The organism is Sphingomonas sp. GV3, from assembly GCF_031082075.1.
Taxonomy (GTDB): Bacteria; Pseudomonadota; Alphaproteobacteria; order Sphingomonadales; family Sphingomonadaceae; genus Sphingomonas; species Sphingomonas beigongshangi.
In genome coordinates this window covers 117082-132500 of sequence record NZ_JARWLE010000001.1, presented here as the reverse complement: position 1 = coordinate 132500, position 15419 = coordinate 117082, and the positions used below count along the sequence as shown (strand labels likewise).

Here is a 15419-nt window from a genome sequence, read left to right as displayed (position 1 = left end):
CATTTGGCACCGGACCGGTTTAACGCGGATCGCCCCTGAGGAGATTCCCGATGAAGACCAACCTTCTTGCCGCCCTGGCGGCGGTGACGCTCGCCGTGCCGATGACGGCAACCGCCGCCAATGCCCAGCGTGACGACCGCGGCTACCAGCGCGACGACCGCGACTATCAGTGGCATGGCGACCGTCAGGATTGGGATGCCTCGCGCGATTACCGGCCCGGCCGCTATCGCGAGCGCGCGCTGACGCGCGACGACCGCGTCTATCGCGGGCAGGATGGCCGAACCTATTGCCGCCGCAACGACGGCAGCACCGGCCTCGTCGTCGGTGCGGTTGGCGGTGGCGTGCTGGGCAACGTGCTCGGCGGCGGCACGCTCGGCACTTTGCTCGGTGCGGGCGGCGGCGCGTTGCTGGGCCGCAACATCGACCGCGGCAAGGTGCGCTGCCGCTGATCCGCGAGACGGATCGCGCATGAGGGCGGCCGGCGCGAGAGGCGCCGGCCGCCTTATCTTTTTAAGCCCCCCTCACCCGTCGGCGCGCGCCAGCAGGCTGCGCGCCTGTTTGAGGTGGGGTGCGTCGACCATCCGGCCGTCGATCTGCAGGGCGCCCGCGCCGGGATTGGCGGCGAAGGCGTCTACGATCGCCCGCGCCGCCGCGATCGCTTCCGCGGTCGGCGTGAAGGCTGCGTTGATGACGGCCACCTGCGAAGGATGGATCGCCATCATCCCGGCGAATCCGTCGCGCGCCCCGCGCGCGGCATAACCGGCGAGGCCCTCCAGATCGCGGAAGGCCGGGAACACCGTCTCGATCGCCGCAACGCCGGCGGCATGCGCTCCCAGCAGCGCGAGCGTGCGAACGACCTCGTACGGCGGCGTATAGCGCCCGTCCGCCTCGCGCGCGCTCGTCGCGCCGATCGCGGCGGGCAGATCCTCCGCCCCCCAGGTCAGCCCCGCAAGCCGATCCGCGACGCTGCGATAGCTGCCCAGCGCGAAGACCGCGGCGGGCGTCTCGGTCGTGACCGGCAGGATCGGCAACCGGTGCGTCCCCATCGCCGCCGCCAGGGCGGCGACTCCCTCGGCGCCCTCCGCCTTTGGCAGCATCACGCCATCGGCCCCGCGGACCGCCGCCAGGTCGGCGTCCAGCGCGCCCTCGGCGGGCGCATTGATGCGGACGAAGCGCCGAACACCGGCCGGCGCGGCGAGATAGCGTCCGACCGCCTCGCGCGCCGCCGCCTTCGCATCCGGCGCGACCGAATCCTCGAGATCGAGGATGATCGCATCGGCACCGCTCCCTGCCGCCTTCTCGAAACGCTCCGGCCGGTCGCCCGGTACGAACAACAGCGATCGCAGCCGCATGCCCTTGTCTCCTTCGCGCCACGCCTTTGCGCAGCCGCACGGTATCCGCAAGCCGCCGCCATCGACGGCGACGCGGCCATCGGCTAAGCGGCCGCGCCATGCCACCCGACATGTATGACGCCATCATCCTCGGCGCCGGCGCCGCCGGCCTGATGTGCGCGGCCGCCGCCGGCCAGCGCGGCCGTCGGATATTGCTGGTCGACCATGCCGACGCCGCGGGCAAAAAGATCCTCATATCGGGCGGCGGACGCTGCAATTTCACCAACACCGGCACCGCACCTGATCGATTCCTGTCGGCCAATCCGCATTTCGCCAAATCGGCGCTGGGGCGGTACACGCCCGCCGACTTCCTCGCCCTGGTCGAACGCCATGGCATCGCCTGGCACGAGAAGACGCTGGGTCAGCTCTTTTGTGACGGGTCGGCGCGGCAGATCGTCGCGATGCTGCTCGGCGAATGCGAACTGGGCGGGGTGGAACTGGCGCTGTCCACCCCCGTCGGCGACGTCGACCACGATGGCACGCACTTCGCGCTTTCCCTGCCGTGGCGAACGGTATCGGCGCCCCGGCTGGTGATCGCGACCGGCGGCCCGTCGATCCCGAAGCTGGGCGCCACCGGTTTTGCCTATGACCTCGCCCGCCGCTTCGGGTTGAAGGTCGTGGAACCGCGCCCTGCGCTGGTGCCGCTCGTCCTCGGCGCGGACGAAGCCTTGTTCCGCACGCTTTCGGGCGTGGCGGCGGAGGTCGTCGCCCGAGCCGGCAAGACGCGGTTCCGCGAAGCCGCGCTGTTCACGCATCGCGGCCTGTCTGGCCCGGCGATCCTGCAGGTGTCGAGCTACTGGCGCCCGCGCGAACCGATCGCCATCGACTTCGCGCCCGACACCGCCACCGGCTGGCTGGCCGCCGCGAAGCGCGCGCACCCGCGCAGCACGTTGCGGCGCCAGCTCGCCCGGCATCTGCCCGATCGCCTCGCAGAGGCGCTGGCCGACAGGCTGGCGCTCCCGGCCGAACTCGCCAATACACCCGATCGCGCGCTCGACCAGGCGGAGCGCCGTCTTGCCGACTGGCCGTTCGCCCCCACCGGGACGGAAGGCTATGCCAAGGCGGAAGTCACCGTCGGCGGCATCAGCACCGCGGACTTGTCCTCGCAGACGCTGGAGGCCCGGCGCGTCCCTGGCCTGCACGCCATCGGCGAGGCCGTCGACGTCACCGGATGGCTGGGCGGCTACAACTTCCAATGGGCCTGGGCCAGCGGCTGGGCCGCGGGCCAGGCACTCTGACGCACCGCCTGCATGGCATAAGCCGCGGCGAGCTGTGCGAAGGCCCGCCCCAGCGCTGACGTCGCCGCGCAATCGCTTTCGGCCTGCGCTTCCAGCGCGAGCCGGTGCAGCGTGGGAAGGGATATCGTCATGTCCCCGCCCTGCCATCGCCACATTGCGCCTATATTGCCGCGCGCTTGCCCTTTCCTCCCGCGCCCCTTGCCGCTATGGCGCGCGCCCCCATCTAGGTCCTTCTCATGCCCTTTTCCTCCCTTCCCCCGGTGCTCGCCGAGGCGCTCGTCGCGCGCGGCTATGAAGCGCCCACCGCGGTCCAGGCCGCCGTCATCCAGCCCGAAGCCGCTGGCCGTGACCTCATCGTCTCGGCGCAGACCGGCTCGGGCAAGACCGTCGCCTTCGGCCTTGCCATGGCCGGCGAACTGATCGTCGACGGCGAGCTCGCGCCGCCGTCCGCCCCGCTCGCGCTGGTGATCGCGCCGACACGCGAACTGGCGCTGCAGGTCAGCCGCGAGCTGCAATGGCTCTATGCCGGCGCGCAAGCCCGGATCGCCACCTGCGTCGGCGGCATGGACCCGTCCAAGGAACGCCGCAACCTCAACCACGGCGCGCACATCGTCGTTGGCACGCCCGGCCGCCTGCGCGACCATTTGGAACGTGGCGCCCTCGACCTGTCGGCGCTACGCGTCGCGGTGCTCGACGAGGCGGACGAAATGCTCGACATGGGCTTCCGCGAAGATCTGGAACAGATCCTCGACGGCACGCCCGAGGGCCGTCGCACCCTGCTGTTCTCCGCAACGATGCCGAAGCCTATCGTCGCGCTTGCCCGCCGCTATCAGCAGGACGCGCTGCGGATCGAGACGATGTCGGAAGAGCGCGGCCATGGCGACATCGCCTATCAGGCGGTGACCGTCGCTCCTGCGGACATCGAGCATGCGGTGATCAACCTGCTGCGGTTCCACGAGGCGGAAACCGCCATCCTGTTCTGCGCGACGCGGGATAACGTCCGTCATCTCCACGCCAGCCTGGTCGAGCGTGGTTTCGCCGCGGTCGCGCTGTCGGGCGAGCATTCGCAGTCGGAGCGCAACCACGCGCTGCAGGCGTTACGTGACCGGCGCGCGCGGGTCTGCGTCGCGACCGACGTCGCGGCGCGCGGCATCGACCTGCCCAGCCTGACCCTGGTCGTGCACGTCGAACTGCCGCGCGACGCGGAAACGCTGCAGCACCGCTCCGGCCGTACCGGCCGCGCGGGCAAGAAGGGTACGGCGGTGCTCATCGTCCCCTACCCTCGCCGTCGACGTGTCGACATGATGTTGCGCCAGGCGCGCATCCCGGTCGAATGGATCGCTGCGCCCAGCGCCGACGACATTCGCGCGGCGGATCGCGAACGCCTGCTTACCGCCCTGCTCGCCCCCATCGAGCTGGAGGATGAGGATCGCGAGCTCGCGGCGCGCCTGATGGCGGAAAAGTCGCCCGAGGACATCGCCGCGGCGCTCGTACACGCGCACCGTGCCGCGCTGCCGCAGGCGGAGGAGCTGCTCGATGCCGGTGCGGCACCGCAGACGCCGCGCGACCGCGGGCCGCGCCCGGGGTTCGAGGACACGGTCTGGTTCCGGATGGACATCGGCCGCCGCCAGAACGCCGATCCGCGCTGGATCCTGCCCCTGATCTGCCGCCGCGGCCATGTGACGAAGGCGGAGATCGGCGCGATCCGCATCAATCCGAACGACACGCTGTTCGAACTGCCGCGCGGCGTCGCCGACCGCTTCCTCGCCAGCGTGCGCCGCACCGCCAATCCGGAAAGCGATGAGGGCAGCCTGACCATCCTCCCCTTCAGCGGCAATCCGCGCGACGCGATGCGCGAGGGTGGTGCGCGCGGCGGCGGGCAGCGCGGCGGCGACAATGCCGCGCGTCCGCAGCGTCCGGGCAGCATGGGCGGCGCGCCGCGCCATCAGGCGAAGCCGTTCCGCCCCAAGCGCAAGGGCTGACCGCCCCGCTGCGGCGGGGACGCGCATTGCACGGCGGAACAACACGAATCGCTCGTCGATTCGGGCCGTCATGCAGCGTGCCCGCCGTGTCGCCTCGTCCATGATCGACCGCGTCGTCCACGACGACGAGGCGCAGACGCTGTCCGTGCGCTTTCGCAACGGTCGGGACTATGTCTACGAGACCGTGCCGCGCGCCACCTATGACGCGCTGGTATCGGCACCCTCGGCAGGCGCCTTCTTCAACGACGCGGTCCGGGGGCATTTTCCATGCAGGCGGGCGTCAAAGCGCTACGCGCCCTGATGCCGTCGTCACGCCGCGGCGACGTGCCGGCGGCTGGTGTGCATCGCCTTGTGACGCTTGACCGCATACAGCGCCGCGTCCGCCTCGGCGAGCAGCGCATCTGCCCCCGATCCCAAGGCGCCGCGGGCGATGCCCGCACTGATGCCTACGCGAACTGACAGGCACAGCTCCTCGAGCGGGATCGGCTTCGCGACGCGCTCGCCCGCGACCGCCGCGACCGTGTCCGCCATGTCGGCGGCGTCTCCGGTAAGCACGACGACGAATTCATCGCCGCCCAAGCGCGCGACGATCTGACCCGGCGCGGCCTGCCGCAGGCGTGAGCCGATCGCTGTCAGCACCGCATCGCCGGCGGCATGGCCGTGGCGATCGTTGACCGACTTGAACCCATCCAGATCGAGGAAGAGCATGGCGACGTCGATGCGCGGCAGGGCATCGAGCGCGCTGATGAGACCCGTGCGGTTGAGCAGGCCCGTCAACGGATCGGTTTCGGCCAATATCCTGGCCGCGCGTTCGGCCCCGATGGTCGTCATCAGCAGCCGATGATTCTGCAGCGTCAGTGACGCCGCGTGCACGACGAGCAGCGCGAAGAAGCTCGCGACGAACCCGTTCAGTCCGGCGATCGCGACCAGCATCGGCAGCGACGCCGATACCGCAAGGCCGACGCCCAGGCGGGGGAAGGCCGCCCATCGGGGCCCGATACCGGTGACGAGGCCGAGGATGCCGAGCGTCGCCGCGATCCGCAGCGGCTCGATCCCGGTCTTGAAGCTGACCGCGCAGCCGATGCCGAACACGGTGAACATGATCCAGGCGGTCGCCAGGATGACATAGGCGGTCCGCTCGCCCACCCGCCTGCCCGACCGGGTCGCCTGGATCGCGGCCGTCAGGCGTACGGCGGATACGACGATGTCGAGCAACAGCCAGGCACCCGCCCATGGCGCTCGTGTCATCCAAAGCGCGGCGGCGCTCATCAGCATCATGCACAGGCTCGCCGTCAGCACGCCGACAGGACGCAGCATCATCGTGTCGAGCAGGTCTCTGCGCAGGTCGGTATCGTCGAGCGGAATGCCGGCGGCGCGTCCGATCGCCCGTATTGCTGTCCGCCTCGGCCCGTCGTCTTCCACCATGATCCCCCGATTGCGAGATCGGTATGATCGGGATTGCTTAAGAAGGCGTGGAACGAAGCTTCATATCGGAGATGATCGCCGTGCCACGCCGCCGGCCGTCCCTCCGGCGGAACCCCATGGCTCATCGCCCATTATCGCGATTAGTCCAGCGAGGAGTATTCGCCATGATCCGTCTTCTTGTTCTTGGGACCGCGCTTGCGGTCGCCGCGCCCGCGGTCGCACAGACGCAGACCGCCAATCCCGCCGACCAGCCCAGCACGCCGCTGCCCTATGATCCGGGCCACGACAGCACCAGCGCGCGCAGCGATGCGATCGCCGCGGCGAGCGCGCCCGGCGTCGCGGCGGCGAATGCCCAAGTCGCCGCGCAGGCGCAGATGCAGGGCGGTGCGGTCGATGCGGTCAACGCCGCAGACAGCGCGGAATATCGCGCCGACGTCCGCCGCTACCGCGCCGCGATGCGCGCGCGTCGCCAGGTCATCGCGGCCGATGCGGCGCTGCAGGCCGATCGCGAGCGGGCCTATGCCATGGCGATGGCTGACTGGCGCGAACAGGTGCGCGCCTGCAAGCGTGGCCATACCCGCGCGTGCAACATGCCGAGCCCCGATCCGCAGACCTATATGTGACCGACCGCGCGTGATCGCCTGCACGGCGCAGCGGCGCTCGGCTCGCCGCCCACCGCTTTGCCTTGTGGCGACGTAATGCGATCCAGCGAGACTGGATTGGGGCGGTCTCGGCCCTAGCCCCCAGCCGGCCGCTCATCCAGGATGCGCCGGGTGGGGGCGAGGGCCGGCATCGCCTCTGCCCACGGCGATCGGCTCCTAGTTCTCGTCGCCCATCCGCAGGGCGGCGATGAAGGCTTCCTGCGGAATGCTGACGCTGCCGTATTCACGCATCTTCGCCTTACCTTTTTTCTGCTTTTCCAACAGCTTGCGCTTGCGCGTTGCGTCACCGCCATAGCATTTGGCGGTGACGTCCTTGCGCATCGCGCTGATCGTCTCGCGCGCGATCACCTTGCCGCCGATCGCCGCCTGGATCGGAATCTTGAACAGGTGACGCGGGATCAGTTCCTTCAGCCGCTCGCACATGCCGCGCCCGCGCACCTCTGCGGTGCCGCGGTGGACGATCATGCTCAGCGCGTCGACCGGCTCCTCGTTGACGAGGATGCTCATCTTCACCAGGTCGCCCTCGCGATAGCCGATCTGGTGATAATCGAAGCTGGCATAGCCTTTCGACAGCGATTTCAGGCGATCGTAGAAGTCGAAAACAACCTCATTCAGCGGCAACTCATACGTCGCCTGCGCACGACCGCCAACATAGGTCAGATTCTTCTGGATACCGCGCCGGTCCTGGCAAAGCTTCAGGATGGACCCGAGATATTCGTCGGGAACGTAGATCGTCGCCTCGATCCACGGCTCGCTGATGCTTTCGATCTTGTTGGGATCCGGCATGTCGGCGGGATTGTGCAGCTCGATATGGCCGCCGCCGTGCGTCAGCTCGATCTCATAGACTACGGAGGGCGCGGTTGTGATGAGGTCAAGGTCATATTCCCGCGTCAGACGCTCCTGGATGATCTCCAGATGCAACAGACCGAGGAACCCGCAGCGGAAGCCAAAGCCAAGGGCCGCGGAAGTCTCCATTTCGAAACTGAAGCTGGCGTCGTTGAGCCGCAGCTTCGAGATGCTCTCACGAAGCTTCTCGAAGTCGTTGGCGTCGACCGGGAACAGGCCACAGAATACGACCGGCTGCACTTCCTTGAAGCCTGGCAGCGCTTCGGCGGCTGGCCTTTTCGCATCCGTCAGCGTATCGCCGACGCGCGCCTGTGCCACGTCCTTAATCTGGGCGGTGATGAAGCCGATCTCACCAGGGCCGAGGTCCGTCAGCTGCTCGATCTTGGGGCGGAAACAGCCGACGCGGTCGACGAGATGCTGCGTGCCGGCCTGCATGAACGTGACCTGCTGCCCCTTGCGCAGCACGCCGTCCATGACACGCACGAGGATGACGACGCCCAGATACGGGTCGTACCAGGAGTCGACCAGCATAGCCTTGAGCGGCGCATCGGGATCTCCCTTTGGCGCCGGGATCTGCGTGACGATCGCCTCCAGGATCTCGTCGATGCCGATGCCGGACTTCGCGCTGGCCAGGACCGCGCCGGATGCGTCCAACCCGATCACATCCTCGATCTCAGCCCGCACCTTCTCGGGTTCCGCGGCAGGAAGGTCGATCTTGTTGATGACGGGCACGATCTCGTGGTCATGCTCGATAGACTGGTAGACGTTGGCCAGCGTCTGCGCCTCAACGCCCTGCGCCGCGTCGACGACCAGCAGCGCGCCCTCGCACGCGGCCAGGCTGCGACTGACTTCATAGGCGAAGTCGACGTGGCCGGGGGTGTCCATTAGGTTTAGGGTATAGGTTTCGCCGTCCTTCGCGGTGTAGGCGAGACGCACGGTTTGCGCCTTGATCGTGATGCCGCGTTCCTTCTCGATCTCCATATTGTCGAGCACCTGGCTCGACATCTCGCGCTCCGACAGGCCGCCGGTACGCTGGATGAGGCGGTCGGCGAGCGTCGACTTGCCATGATCGATGTGCGCGATGATCGAGAAATTGCGGATACGGGAAAGCGGGGTGGCCACGGCGTCTGGTTCATTCTGTCTTGAGTAAGCCCGCGCCTCTAGCAGTTAGGATCACCATCGCGAAAGGGGGCTGGCCGACCCATCGCCATCGCGGCGGGCCGATCAGTCCCCTTCCCACGCAAATCGCCGCCGAATCCGCGGCGACCCGCGCCCCGCGCCCCCGCCGTCCGGTCCGCAGTTCAGCAGCTGCAGCCGAAGCCCTGCTTGACGACGGTCACGCCGGCGACGGTCACGCTCACCTCGACCCCGCAGGGGATGCCCCATTTGGTGCAGATCGAGATGCACGCCTTCGCCACCGTCCCGTTCGGGATCCAGCCCGGCACGGGCAGGCACTTCGAGCCGATCCCCAGCGGCAGGTTGATGCAGATCTTCCCGTTGGTCACGGTGACGTCGATACAGCCGCCGGCCAGCTTCAGCGCGCCGTCGGTGAGCGTCATCTTGCTCGCATCGGTCGTCCGCAACGCCTGCAGATGCTCCTCGTGATGCTCCTGCGCCGAACGGATGGCGGCGGCGATCTTGTCGTTGTCGAACGAAGGCAGTTTGGTGTCGACCATGTCGCAATTCTCCTCAGAAAATGTTGAGCCCGATGGGCGCCGACATTCCTGATAGTTCGGACATAATTCGACAATTTAGGCCACACCCCAATCCTATCCGATTCGGACCCCGCATAATAAAAGCGGCGCAGAGCGCCGACGCAAATCGCTCGATTCACGAACTATTGGTCCAGCCGGTCACATTCACATCGGATCATACTTCGCCGGAACGAGCGCGGAACGCGGCCCGATGCTGCCAAGACAAGGACTTCGCACGGGACGACGGGCCATGAAGCCGGCGGATATGCAGCCACGGGCCGGGGCGGCGCATGCCCCGTGCCGGATCGCAACGGCACCGATTCCACACACGCGCATCAATCCCCAGACCCGGTGCCGCATCGCGCCGTCCACGCGACGCGCGGCGGCCGTCGTCAACGGCTCAGGGTGTCGATCGCGCGCAACGCGTTCAGATAGCGTTGCGACCCCTGCCCGCCGACCAGCGCCCAGCGGACGCCCCGCCGCTCCAGCTCCGCCCGGCTGAGGTCGAAGAAGCGCTGGCGCTCCTGCCTCGTGCCGAACAGGCGCGTTCCGTCCTCCACCCACGGCAGGTCGATATCGAGCAGCAGATAGATGTCGGCCGGGTTGTGCCAGGTCGCGAACCAGGGATCGCGCCGGCCGAACATCATGTCCGCCCATACCGCGGTCATCAGCGGATCGGTGTCGAGGATGATCGGATAGTCGTGGGCGGCAAGCGCCGCGCGGGTCTTCGCGTCATGGCCCTTACCGATCTCGACCAGGTCGGCCATGGTCAGGTCGGTCCCGAACATCTCGCAATAGGTGCGGCCGAACTCGTCGACGCAGCGCGTATCGAAATGCTTGGCGAGGCGCGGCGCGAGCGTCGACTTGCCGGTGCTTTCCGGACCATGCAGGCAGATCGAACGCGGCTTCACGCGATGGCGACCTTCTGGCGGCCGTACAGCGCGCGATGCCACTCGAGCAGCCCGGCGGCCGCGATGGCGAGCAGCACGCCGTACAGCGCGGCGGTGACCCAAAGCCCCTTCGCAAGGTAGAGCGGTACCGATCCGACATCGATGGCGATCCACAGCCACCAGCTTTCGATCGCGCGCCGGGCCTGCAACAGCTGCGCGACGACCGACGCGATCGCGAGCGCGGCATCCCACCACGGATAGGCGGCATCGGTGTACAGATGCATCAGCGAGGCCCAGCCCGCCCATATGGCGACGCCGGCGCCCGCCCAGGCCAGCCGCGCGGGTGCGGCCAGCCGCTCGACCACGACCTCGCCCTCCCCCGCCCGGCTGATCGCCCAGTTGCGCCAGCCATAGACGTTGGCCGCGAAGAAGAAGGCTTGCAGCACGGCATCGCTGTACAGCCGCGCGCCGGCGAAGACATAGCCGTAGATCGCCACCGCGAGCAGCGCGACGGGGTAGTTCCACATGCTCCGGCGCGCGACGAGCGCGACGTTGGCGACGACCAGCGCCGCGGCACAGGCTTCGAGGGCATTCACGCGGACACTGCTAGGCGAAGGGCCGGATTGCGCAAGATGCTATCTGGACGCTTGCATCCCGAAAAAACCGTGCGTATAGGCGCGCCTCCAAGCCAACCGGTCGGCTCCCGAAAGCTGAACGACCGGACTCCGTCGGGGAGTAGCTCAGCCTGGTAGAGCACTGTCTTCGGGAGGCAGGGGCCGGAGGTTCGAATCCTCTCTTCCCGACCACTTTCCTTGCGACGCGATAGCGGACTCCCCTTCCGGGGAGCATGATCCCCAAAGCGGGACCGAAGCGACCATGGACTCGCGTCCAGGCGGCCGCCGCTGCCCTTCGGCGGCCGGCGCGCGGATCACCGCCATGGTCCCGGCCGCTTGCCCAAACCTTTTGCATATGGCCTCGCCGACGCGGAGCGCGGGCATTCCCGCGCGACGCCCCCGACCCCCTCAATAGGGCTGGCCGCTTGAGGCACGGCGGTTTGACCGCGCCGTCGTGATCGCCGGTTCAGTGCGCCGGCGGCGTAAGCTTCAGGACGCAGTCGACGGCGATCTTTTCCACGGCCGGCGGCACCTGTGTGTCCGCCGGACCAGCGACGATCGTCTGCACCTTGTCGCGCGTGACCGTCAGGCGGGTGGAACTGGCCTGGCCCGGAACGTCGACGGCGAATGCGCCATCCCCGCCCGCCGTCGCCGTCGTCCCCGCCGTCTGCGCGATGCATTCCGCGACCTGTTGCGGGCTCACCTGCGTCATGACGAAAGCGCCGTCGACGGCCCGGCTATGCGACGCTTCGAGGGCGCAGCCGCCGGTGAAGAAGAGGGGGGTGAGAACCAGCGCCGAAATCCGCTTCATGGGTGTCAGCCGTCTTTCCGTTATGGGCATGAAGGGGCGCCACGCCCCACGATCGAGATGCCAAACTCGCATGCATCGCCTTGGCTCCGGCCAACGCCAGCCGATTTGCGCGCCGTCAGGCGTAAAGGATCACGTTCAGGTCGATCGCGGAGAGGTTGCTCTCCTAGTTCACCAGATTCTTAGGATTGCAGGCGGAGCCGTACGCGCGGAGGTGATTCAGCGCAGCGCCAAGCCGCGCAGCTGCATCATCGTCGGCCATACCGGCAGCCTAGGACGCGCCGAGCCTTCGGAAGCTATCCGCCATTCAAAGCGCTTGAGAAGGAGGGGCCTCTACCAGCTATCTCAGCACCCTGCCCTCAAGGCTGGCCTATCAATCGAGAGCGTCATGCTTACGACCGGGTGTAAACTGACCATAGGGCTCCCGAAGTTCATCGGTCATCATCCGAAGTTGCAGCCTTGCAGCTGTGTCAAACGACGTCTCAAGATAGGTCTCACCCACATGCTCACAGTCATGTTGAGCATTCGCCCGGACCAACTGCCGATAGACCTTCAACCGCCCGATAGGAACGGGTGCCCCCAGCCATCTAAAACATGCGTACGCAGCACGACCAGCGATCTCCGAATTTTGTACCGCACGCATTACATTTTTAGAAAATAAAGCCTGTGTTTTGCTGGTTATTGCAATGTAGTCAGCCCACTGCTGCCACATTTGCCTAGCGGGAACTGCAGCCGCTTCGAACTGACTATCCGACCATTGGGTGACTGGCTTGCCATCTGCTATCCAAGACGCAGCTACGCCGGCTCGCTCTAAAGCAGATTGGAAGCGGGCGGATGCCTCGGCATATTCTTCGATTGACGCGAGCCGAGCGGAATAAAGGCTTGAGTCAAACGGCAAGGGCTTGGTGTCGTTTGCCGTCTTCCAAGCGCCTATCGCTGCAACAGCACTCGCCAATGCGGCGATTGCGCTAAGTGTTTCCAGCCAAGGCACGCTCTTCAAAATCGCCACTCTTTTTGTCCCGACATCTCAAGATTCAGCGGAGATATTTGCGCCGTCAATGGCACTAACGAGTATTCGCCGCAATTCCTGTCGGGTTCTGGTCGTTGATAAATCTCCCGTAGCAGCATCCAGTATCTATTAGCACCTGCCAGATGCCGGACCCGCCACACTTGTCCCCCGCTTCGAAGTAAGCACGGTAGGGAAGGTTGGCTCAACAATCGCTGTCCGGCGTTGGCGATCCCAGCTCGGCGTCGAGGCATCAAGTCACCGGCGAGAGAGCAGGTTACCAATGGTGCGATAAGCGCATGCCGCATGCACCCCCAGCAACGCGACAGTGACTGGCGCAAACCCGCTCCGAAGCGCTGATGCCGTCCCGGCGTCGACGCCTGTTCCGCTTTTTTGCCCCGCTCACGAGCTAGAAACCATGCCATCTCGCCCTCCCTGCCTCCCGTAGGCAAGGACAAGAGAGTCGAATCGTCTCCTCCCGCATTTCCCCAATGAGCCCTGCCGTCCCGCCCCCCCGGCCCGGAACGGCAGCAGGCGATCAGCGCGTCGCGACCTCGATGACGCCGCGGCGGTGCTCGATGAAGACGCCCTCCTGCGCCCACGCCGACTTCGCCCGACAGGTCATGCCGCGGACGTTCGGTCGCGGATCGGCGACCTGTCCGTCGCTGTAGAGGCGAAGGCAGTAGACGTCGCGCCCCGGCTTGTACGACGCATCGTAGAAGCGCGGCGGCGCGGTTTCCGCTGCGGCCGGCACGGCGGCGCTCGTCATCGCGAGCGCAACGGCGGTGCATATGGTAAGGCGCATGTTCGTTCTCCCTTGTCGCCACCGCCCCATCCGGGCGGCACGTCAGGGCCCATGCGAGAAGTGTGCCATTCGCATAATACACTTGGCGGAGCCGGGCATGCCGGCCCTGGCGTCGACGCCATCCGGCGAAAGGCACCGGATGTTGGCGCAATGCGCCGATGCGATGGGGTGGGCTGGGATGGGATGGGTCGGGATGCGAACGGATCGCCCGCGCGCGCTCAGTCGCCGCGCGCCAGCCACTCGGCGAGCGTCAGGTCGCTGGTCGGCCGCGTCTCCGCGCCCATGCTGTTGCGCATGATCTCCAGCGCCCAGCGCGTGCGTTCGCCATGCTCGCCGGCCACGGCATCGGCTGGCACCCACAGGTCGTACTGGCGCATATGCGCGTCCGCCGCCGTGAACAGCACGCAGATATCCGCGGCGATGCCCGCGAGCACGAGGCGGCTGACCCCTAGCTGCGGCAGGAGCACCGGCAGGTTCGTCGCGTAGAAGCCGGAGAATTGGGGCTTGATGATGAAATAATCGTCCTGGCGGGGGCACAGCGCCCGCGTCAGCCGATGCCCCGGCGCATCCTCCTGCGCGAGGGCCGATTCGATCAGGCGGCTGCGTTCGGAATGCCACGCGCCGTTGTTGTCGTTGACGTAGATGACGGGCACGCCCGCCGCATCCGCGCCGTCGCGAAGCGCCAACAGGGGGGCGATCGCCGCCTCCGCGGACTCGCGCAGCTGCTCGCCGCCGTCGAACGCCAGCGCGTTGACCATGTCGATGAGCACGAGTGCGGTGCCGCCGCTTTTGTCCACCATTCCAGAATCCTAGCAGGGTGGCGCGGTGGCGCCTTGATCTGCGCTGCATTTGGAACGAAACGAGATCGCATGGCCGATGACGCCGCCCCGCCCGTTCCAACGCCCGCGCAGCGCAAGATCATCCATGTCGACATGGACGCCTTCTACGCCAGCGTCGAGCAGCGCGACGATCCGGCGCTGCGCGGCAGGCCGGTCGCGGTCGGCGGCTCGCGCGCGCGCGGCGTGGTGGCGGCGGCGAGCTACGAAGCGCGCGTCTTCGGCGTCCGCAGCGCGATGCCCTCGGCGACCGCGGTCCGCCGCTGTCCCGATCTCGTCTTCGTCCGGCCGCGGTTCGAGGTCTACAAGGCGATCTCTCTGCAGATCCGCGCGATCTTCGCCGATTATACCGACCTGATCGAACCGCTGTCGCTCGACGAGGCCTATCTCGACGTCACCGAGGACCGCCATGGCCTGGGCAGCGCCAAGGCGATCGCGGAGCAGATCCGCGCGCGCATTCGCGCGGAGACCGGGCTGACCGCGTCGGCGGGGGTCAGCTACAACAAGTTCATCGCCAAGCTCGCCTCCGACCAGAACAAGCCCGACGGCCTGTGCGTGATCCCGCCGCACAAGGGCGCCGCGTTCGTCGCGAGCCTGCCGGTGAAGCGCTTCCACGGCGTCGGGCCGGTCACCGCGCAGAAGATGGAGCGGCTGGGCATACAGACGGGCGCGGATCTGCGCGATCGCCCGCTCGCCTTCCTGCAGGCGCATTTCGGCTCCTATGCCGACTATCTGCATCGCGCGGCGCGCGGCGTGGACGAGCGGCCGGTGCGGTCGAACCGCCCGAGCAAGTCGATCGGGGCGGAGCGGACATTCGAGACAAACCTGTCGGAGCCGGCGGCGCTGCACGCGGCGATGGCAACGATCGCCGACGCCGCCTGGACGCGCGTCGATCGCTCCGGCGCGCGCGGGCGGACCGTCACGCTGAAGCTGCGGCATGCCGATTTCCACACGATCACGCGCGCGCGCTCGGTGGCGCACGCGGTGCCGGACAAGGCGGCGTTCCTGGCGATCGGGCTGGAGCTTCTGCAGGCCCAGCTGCCCGTGCCCGGCGGCGTGCGGCTGCTCGGGCTGACCCTGTCGGGCATCCTCCGCGATGAAGCTCCCGACGCGGACGTGACGGCACAGCCAAGCCTCCCGCTGTAACCGGCTGCGGTCCCCGCGCGCGGGCGATGGCGGCAAACGTCGCGCGGCACGTAGCTGCCCCCTCGACGGAGTCGCC

The 15419-nt window shown here is 67.6% G+C and carries 17 protein-coding genes and 1 tRNA gene; 7 read left to right on the top strand and 11 right to left on the bottom strand.

The annotated features are described in order from the left end of the window. Window positions 1-50 precede the first annotated feature (50 nt). Window positions 51-449 (top strand): glycine zipper 2TM domain-containing protein, encoded by a 399-nt coding sequence (locus tag RF701_RS00685; protein ID WP_308813734.1) that lies wholly within the window; start codon window positions 51-53, stop codon window positions 447-449. Window positions 450-521: 72 nt separating this feature from the next. On the opposite strand, the gene RF701_RS00680 is transcribed toward RF701_RS00685, so the two are convergent. Continuing rightward, complete coding sequence (locus RF701_RS00680; protein WP_308813733.1) at window positions 522-1352, bottom strand: CoA ester lyase; 831 nt, start codon at window positions 1350-1352, stop codon at window positions 522-524. A 98-nt stretch (window positions 1353-1450) separates the two neighbouring features. Between RF701_RS00680 and RF701_RS00675 the strand changes: the two genes are divergently transcribed. After that, a complete protein-coding gene (locus RF701_RS00675) occupies window positions 1451-2629 on the top strand; it encodes an NAD(P)/FAD-dependent oxidoreductase (RefSeq protein WP_308813732.1) in 1179 nt (392 codons plus the stop codon). Here RF701_RS00675 and RF701_RS00670 read toward each other — a convergent pair. Next, a complete protein-coding gene (locus RF701_RS00670; RefSeq protein ID WP_308813731.1) occupies window positions 2575-2760 on the bottom strand; it encodes a hypothetical protein in 186 nt (61 codons plus the stop codon). The genes RF701_RS00675 and RF701_RS00670 overlap by 55 nt on opposite strands. Window positions 2761-2865: 105 nt before the next feature. Between RF701_RS00670 and RF701_RS00665 the strand changes: the two genes are divergently transcribed. Continuing rightward, a complete protein-coding gene (locus RF701_RS00665) occupies window positions 2866-4611 on the top strand; it encodes a DEAD/DEAH box helicase (protein ID WP_308813730.1) in 1746 nt (581 codons plus the stop codon). Between the two features lie 70 nt (window positions 4612-4681). Continuing rightward, the gene (locus tag RF701_RS00660; RefSeq protein WP_210356589.1) at window positions 4682-4912 is read left to right on the top strand and encodes a KTSC domain-containing protein; all 231 of its coding nucleotides are present in this window, start codon (window positions 4682-4684) and stop codon (window positions 4910-4912) included. An 8-nt stretch (window positions 4913-4920) separates the two neighbouring features. Here the strand turns inward: RF701_RS00660 and RF701_RS00655 are convergent, their stop codons facing one another. Further along, entirely contained in the window at window positions 4921-6036 is a 1116-nt protein-coding gene (locus RF701_RS00655) for a GGDEF domain-containing protein (protein WP_308813729.1), read from the bottom strand. Window positions 6037-6200: 164 nt separating this feature from the next. On the opposite strand from RF701_RS00655, the gene RF701_RS00650 reads away from it, so the two are divergent. Then, window positions 6201-6659 (top strand): hypothetical protein, encoded by a 459-nt coding sequence (locus RF701_RS00650; protein WP_210356591.1) that lies wholly within the window; start codon window positions 6201-6203, stop codon window positions 6657-6659. 195 nt (window positions 6660-6854) lie between these two features. Here RF701_RS00650 and lepA read toward each other — a convergent pair whose 3' ends face one another. The 4 genes from lepA to pnuC form a co-directional block, all read right to left on the bottom strand. Continuing rightward, complete coding sequence (gene lepA / locus RF701_RS00645; protein WP_203310462.1) at window positions 6855-8666, bottom strand: translation elongation factor 4; 1812 nt, start codon at window positions 8664-8666, stop codon at window positions 6855-6857. A gap of 179 nt (window positions 8667-8845) precedes the next feature. Then, the gene (locus RF701_RS00640; RefSeq protein ID WP_210356592.1) at window positions 8846-9220 is read right to left on the bottom strand and encodes a hypothetical protein; all 375 of its coding nucleotides are present in this window, start codon (window positions 9218-9220) and stop codon (window positions 8846-8848) included. A 410-nt stretch (window positions 9221-9630) separates the two neighbouring features. Beyond that, entirely contained in the window at window positions 9631-10149 is a 519-nt protein-coding gene (locus tag RF701_RS00635; RefSeq protein WP_210356593.1) for an AAA family ATPase, read from the bottom strand. Beyond that, a complete protein-coding gene (gene pnuC / locus RF701_RS00630; protein WP_308813728.1) occupies window positions 10146-10724 on the bottom strand; it encodes a nicotinamide riboside transporter PnuC in 579 nt (192 codons plus the stop codon). Before pnuC ends, RF701_RS00635 begins: the two co-directional genes overlap by 4 nt. Before the next feature lie 133 nt (window positions 10725-10857). Here pnuC and RF701_RS00625 point away from each other — a divergent pair. Next, window positions 10858-10934, top strand: a tRNA-Pro gene (locus RF701_RS00625). Window positions 10935-11208: 274 nt separating this feature from the next. Here the strand turns inward: RF701_RS00625 and RF701_RS00620 are convergent. The 4 genes from RF701_RS00620 to RF701_RS00605 all read right to left on the bottom strand — a co-directional run bounded on the left by RF701_RS00620 (window position 11209) and on the right by RF701_RS00605 (window position 14161). Continuing rightward, complete coding sequence (locus tag RF701_RS00620; protein WP_308813727.1) at window positions 11209-11553, bottom strand: hypothetical protein; 345 nt, start codon at window positions 11551-11553, stop codon at window positions 11209-11211. Window positions 11554-11923: 370 nt separating this feature from the next. After that, window positions 11924-12559, bottom strand: a complete 636-nt coding sequence (locus tag RF701_RS00615; RefSeq protein ID WP_210356596.1) for a hypothetical protein — start codon at window positions 12557-12559, stop codon at window positions 11924-11926. A 535-nt stretch (window positions 12560-13094) separates the two neighbouring features. Beyond that, window positions 13095-13361, bottom strand: coding sequence for a hypothetical protein (locus tag RF701_RS00610; RefSeq protein WP_308813726.1), 267 nt, complete (start codon window positions 13359-13361; stop codon window positions 13095-13097). 218 nt (window positions 13362-13579) lie between these two features. Next, window positions 13580-14161, bottom strand: a complete 582-nt coding sequence (locus RF701_RS00605; RefSeq protein WP_308813725.1) for an isochorismatase family cysteine hydrolase — start codon at window positions 14159-14161, stop codon at window positions 13580-13582. A gap of 69 nt (window positions 14162-14230) precedes the next feature. On the opposite strand from RF701_RS00605, the gene dinB reads away from it, so the two are divergent. Next, window positions 14231-15343 carry a DNA polymerase IV gene (dinB, locus tag RF701_RS00600; protein ID WP_308813724.1) on the top strand — a complete coding sequence of 371 codons (1113 nt, stop codon included), beginning with the start codon at window positions 14231-14233 and terminating at the stop codon, window positions 15341-15343. Window positions 15344-15419: the final 76 nt, after the last annotated feature.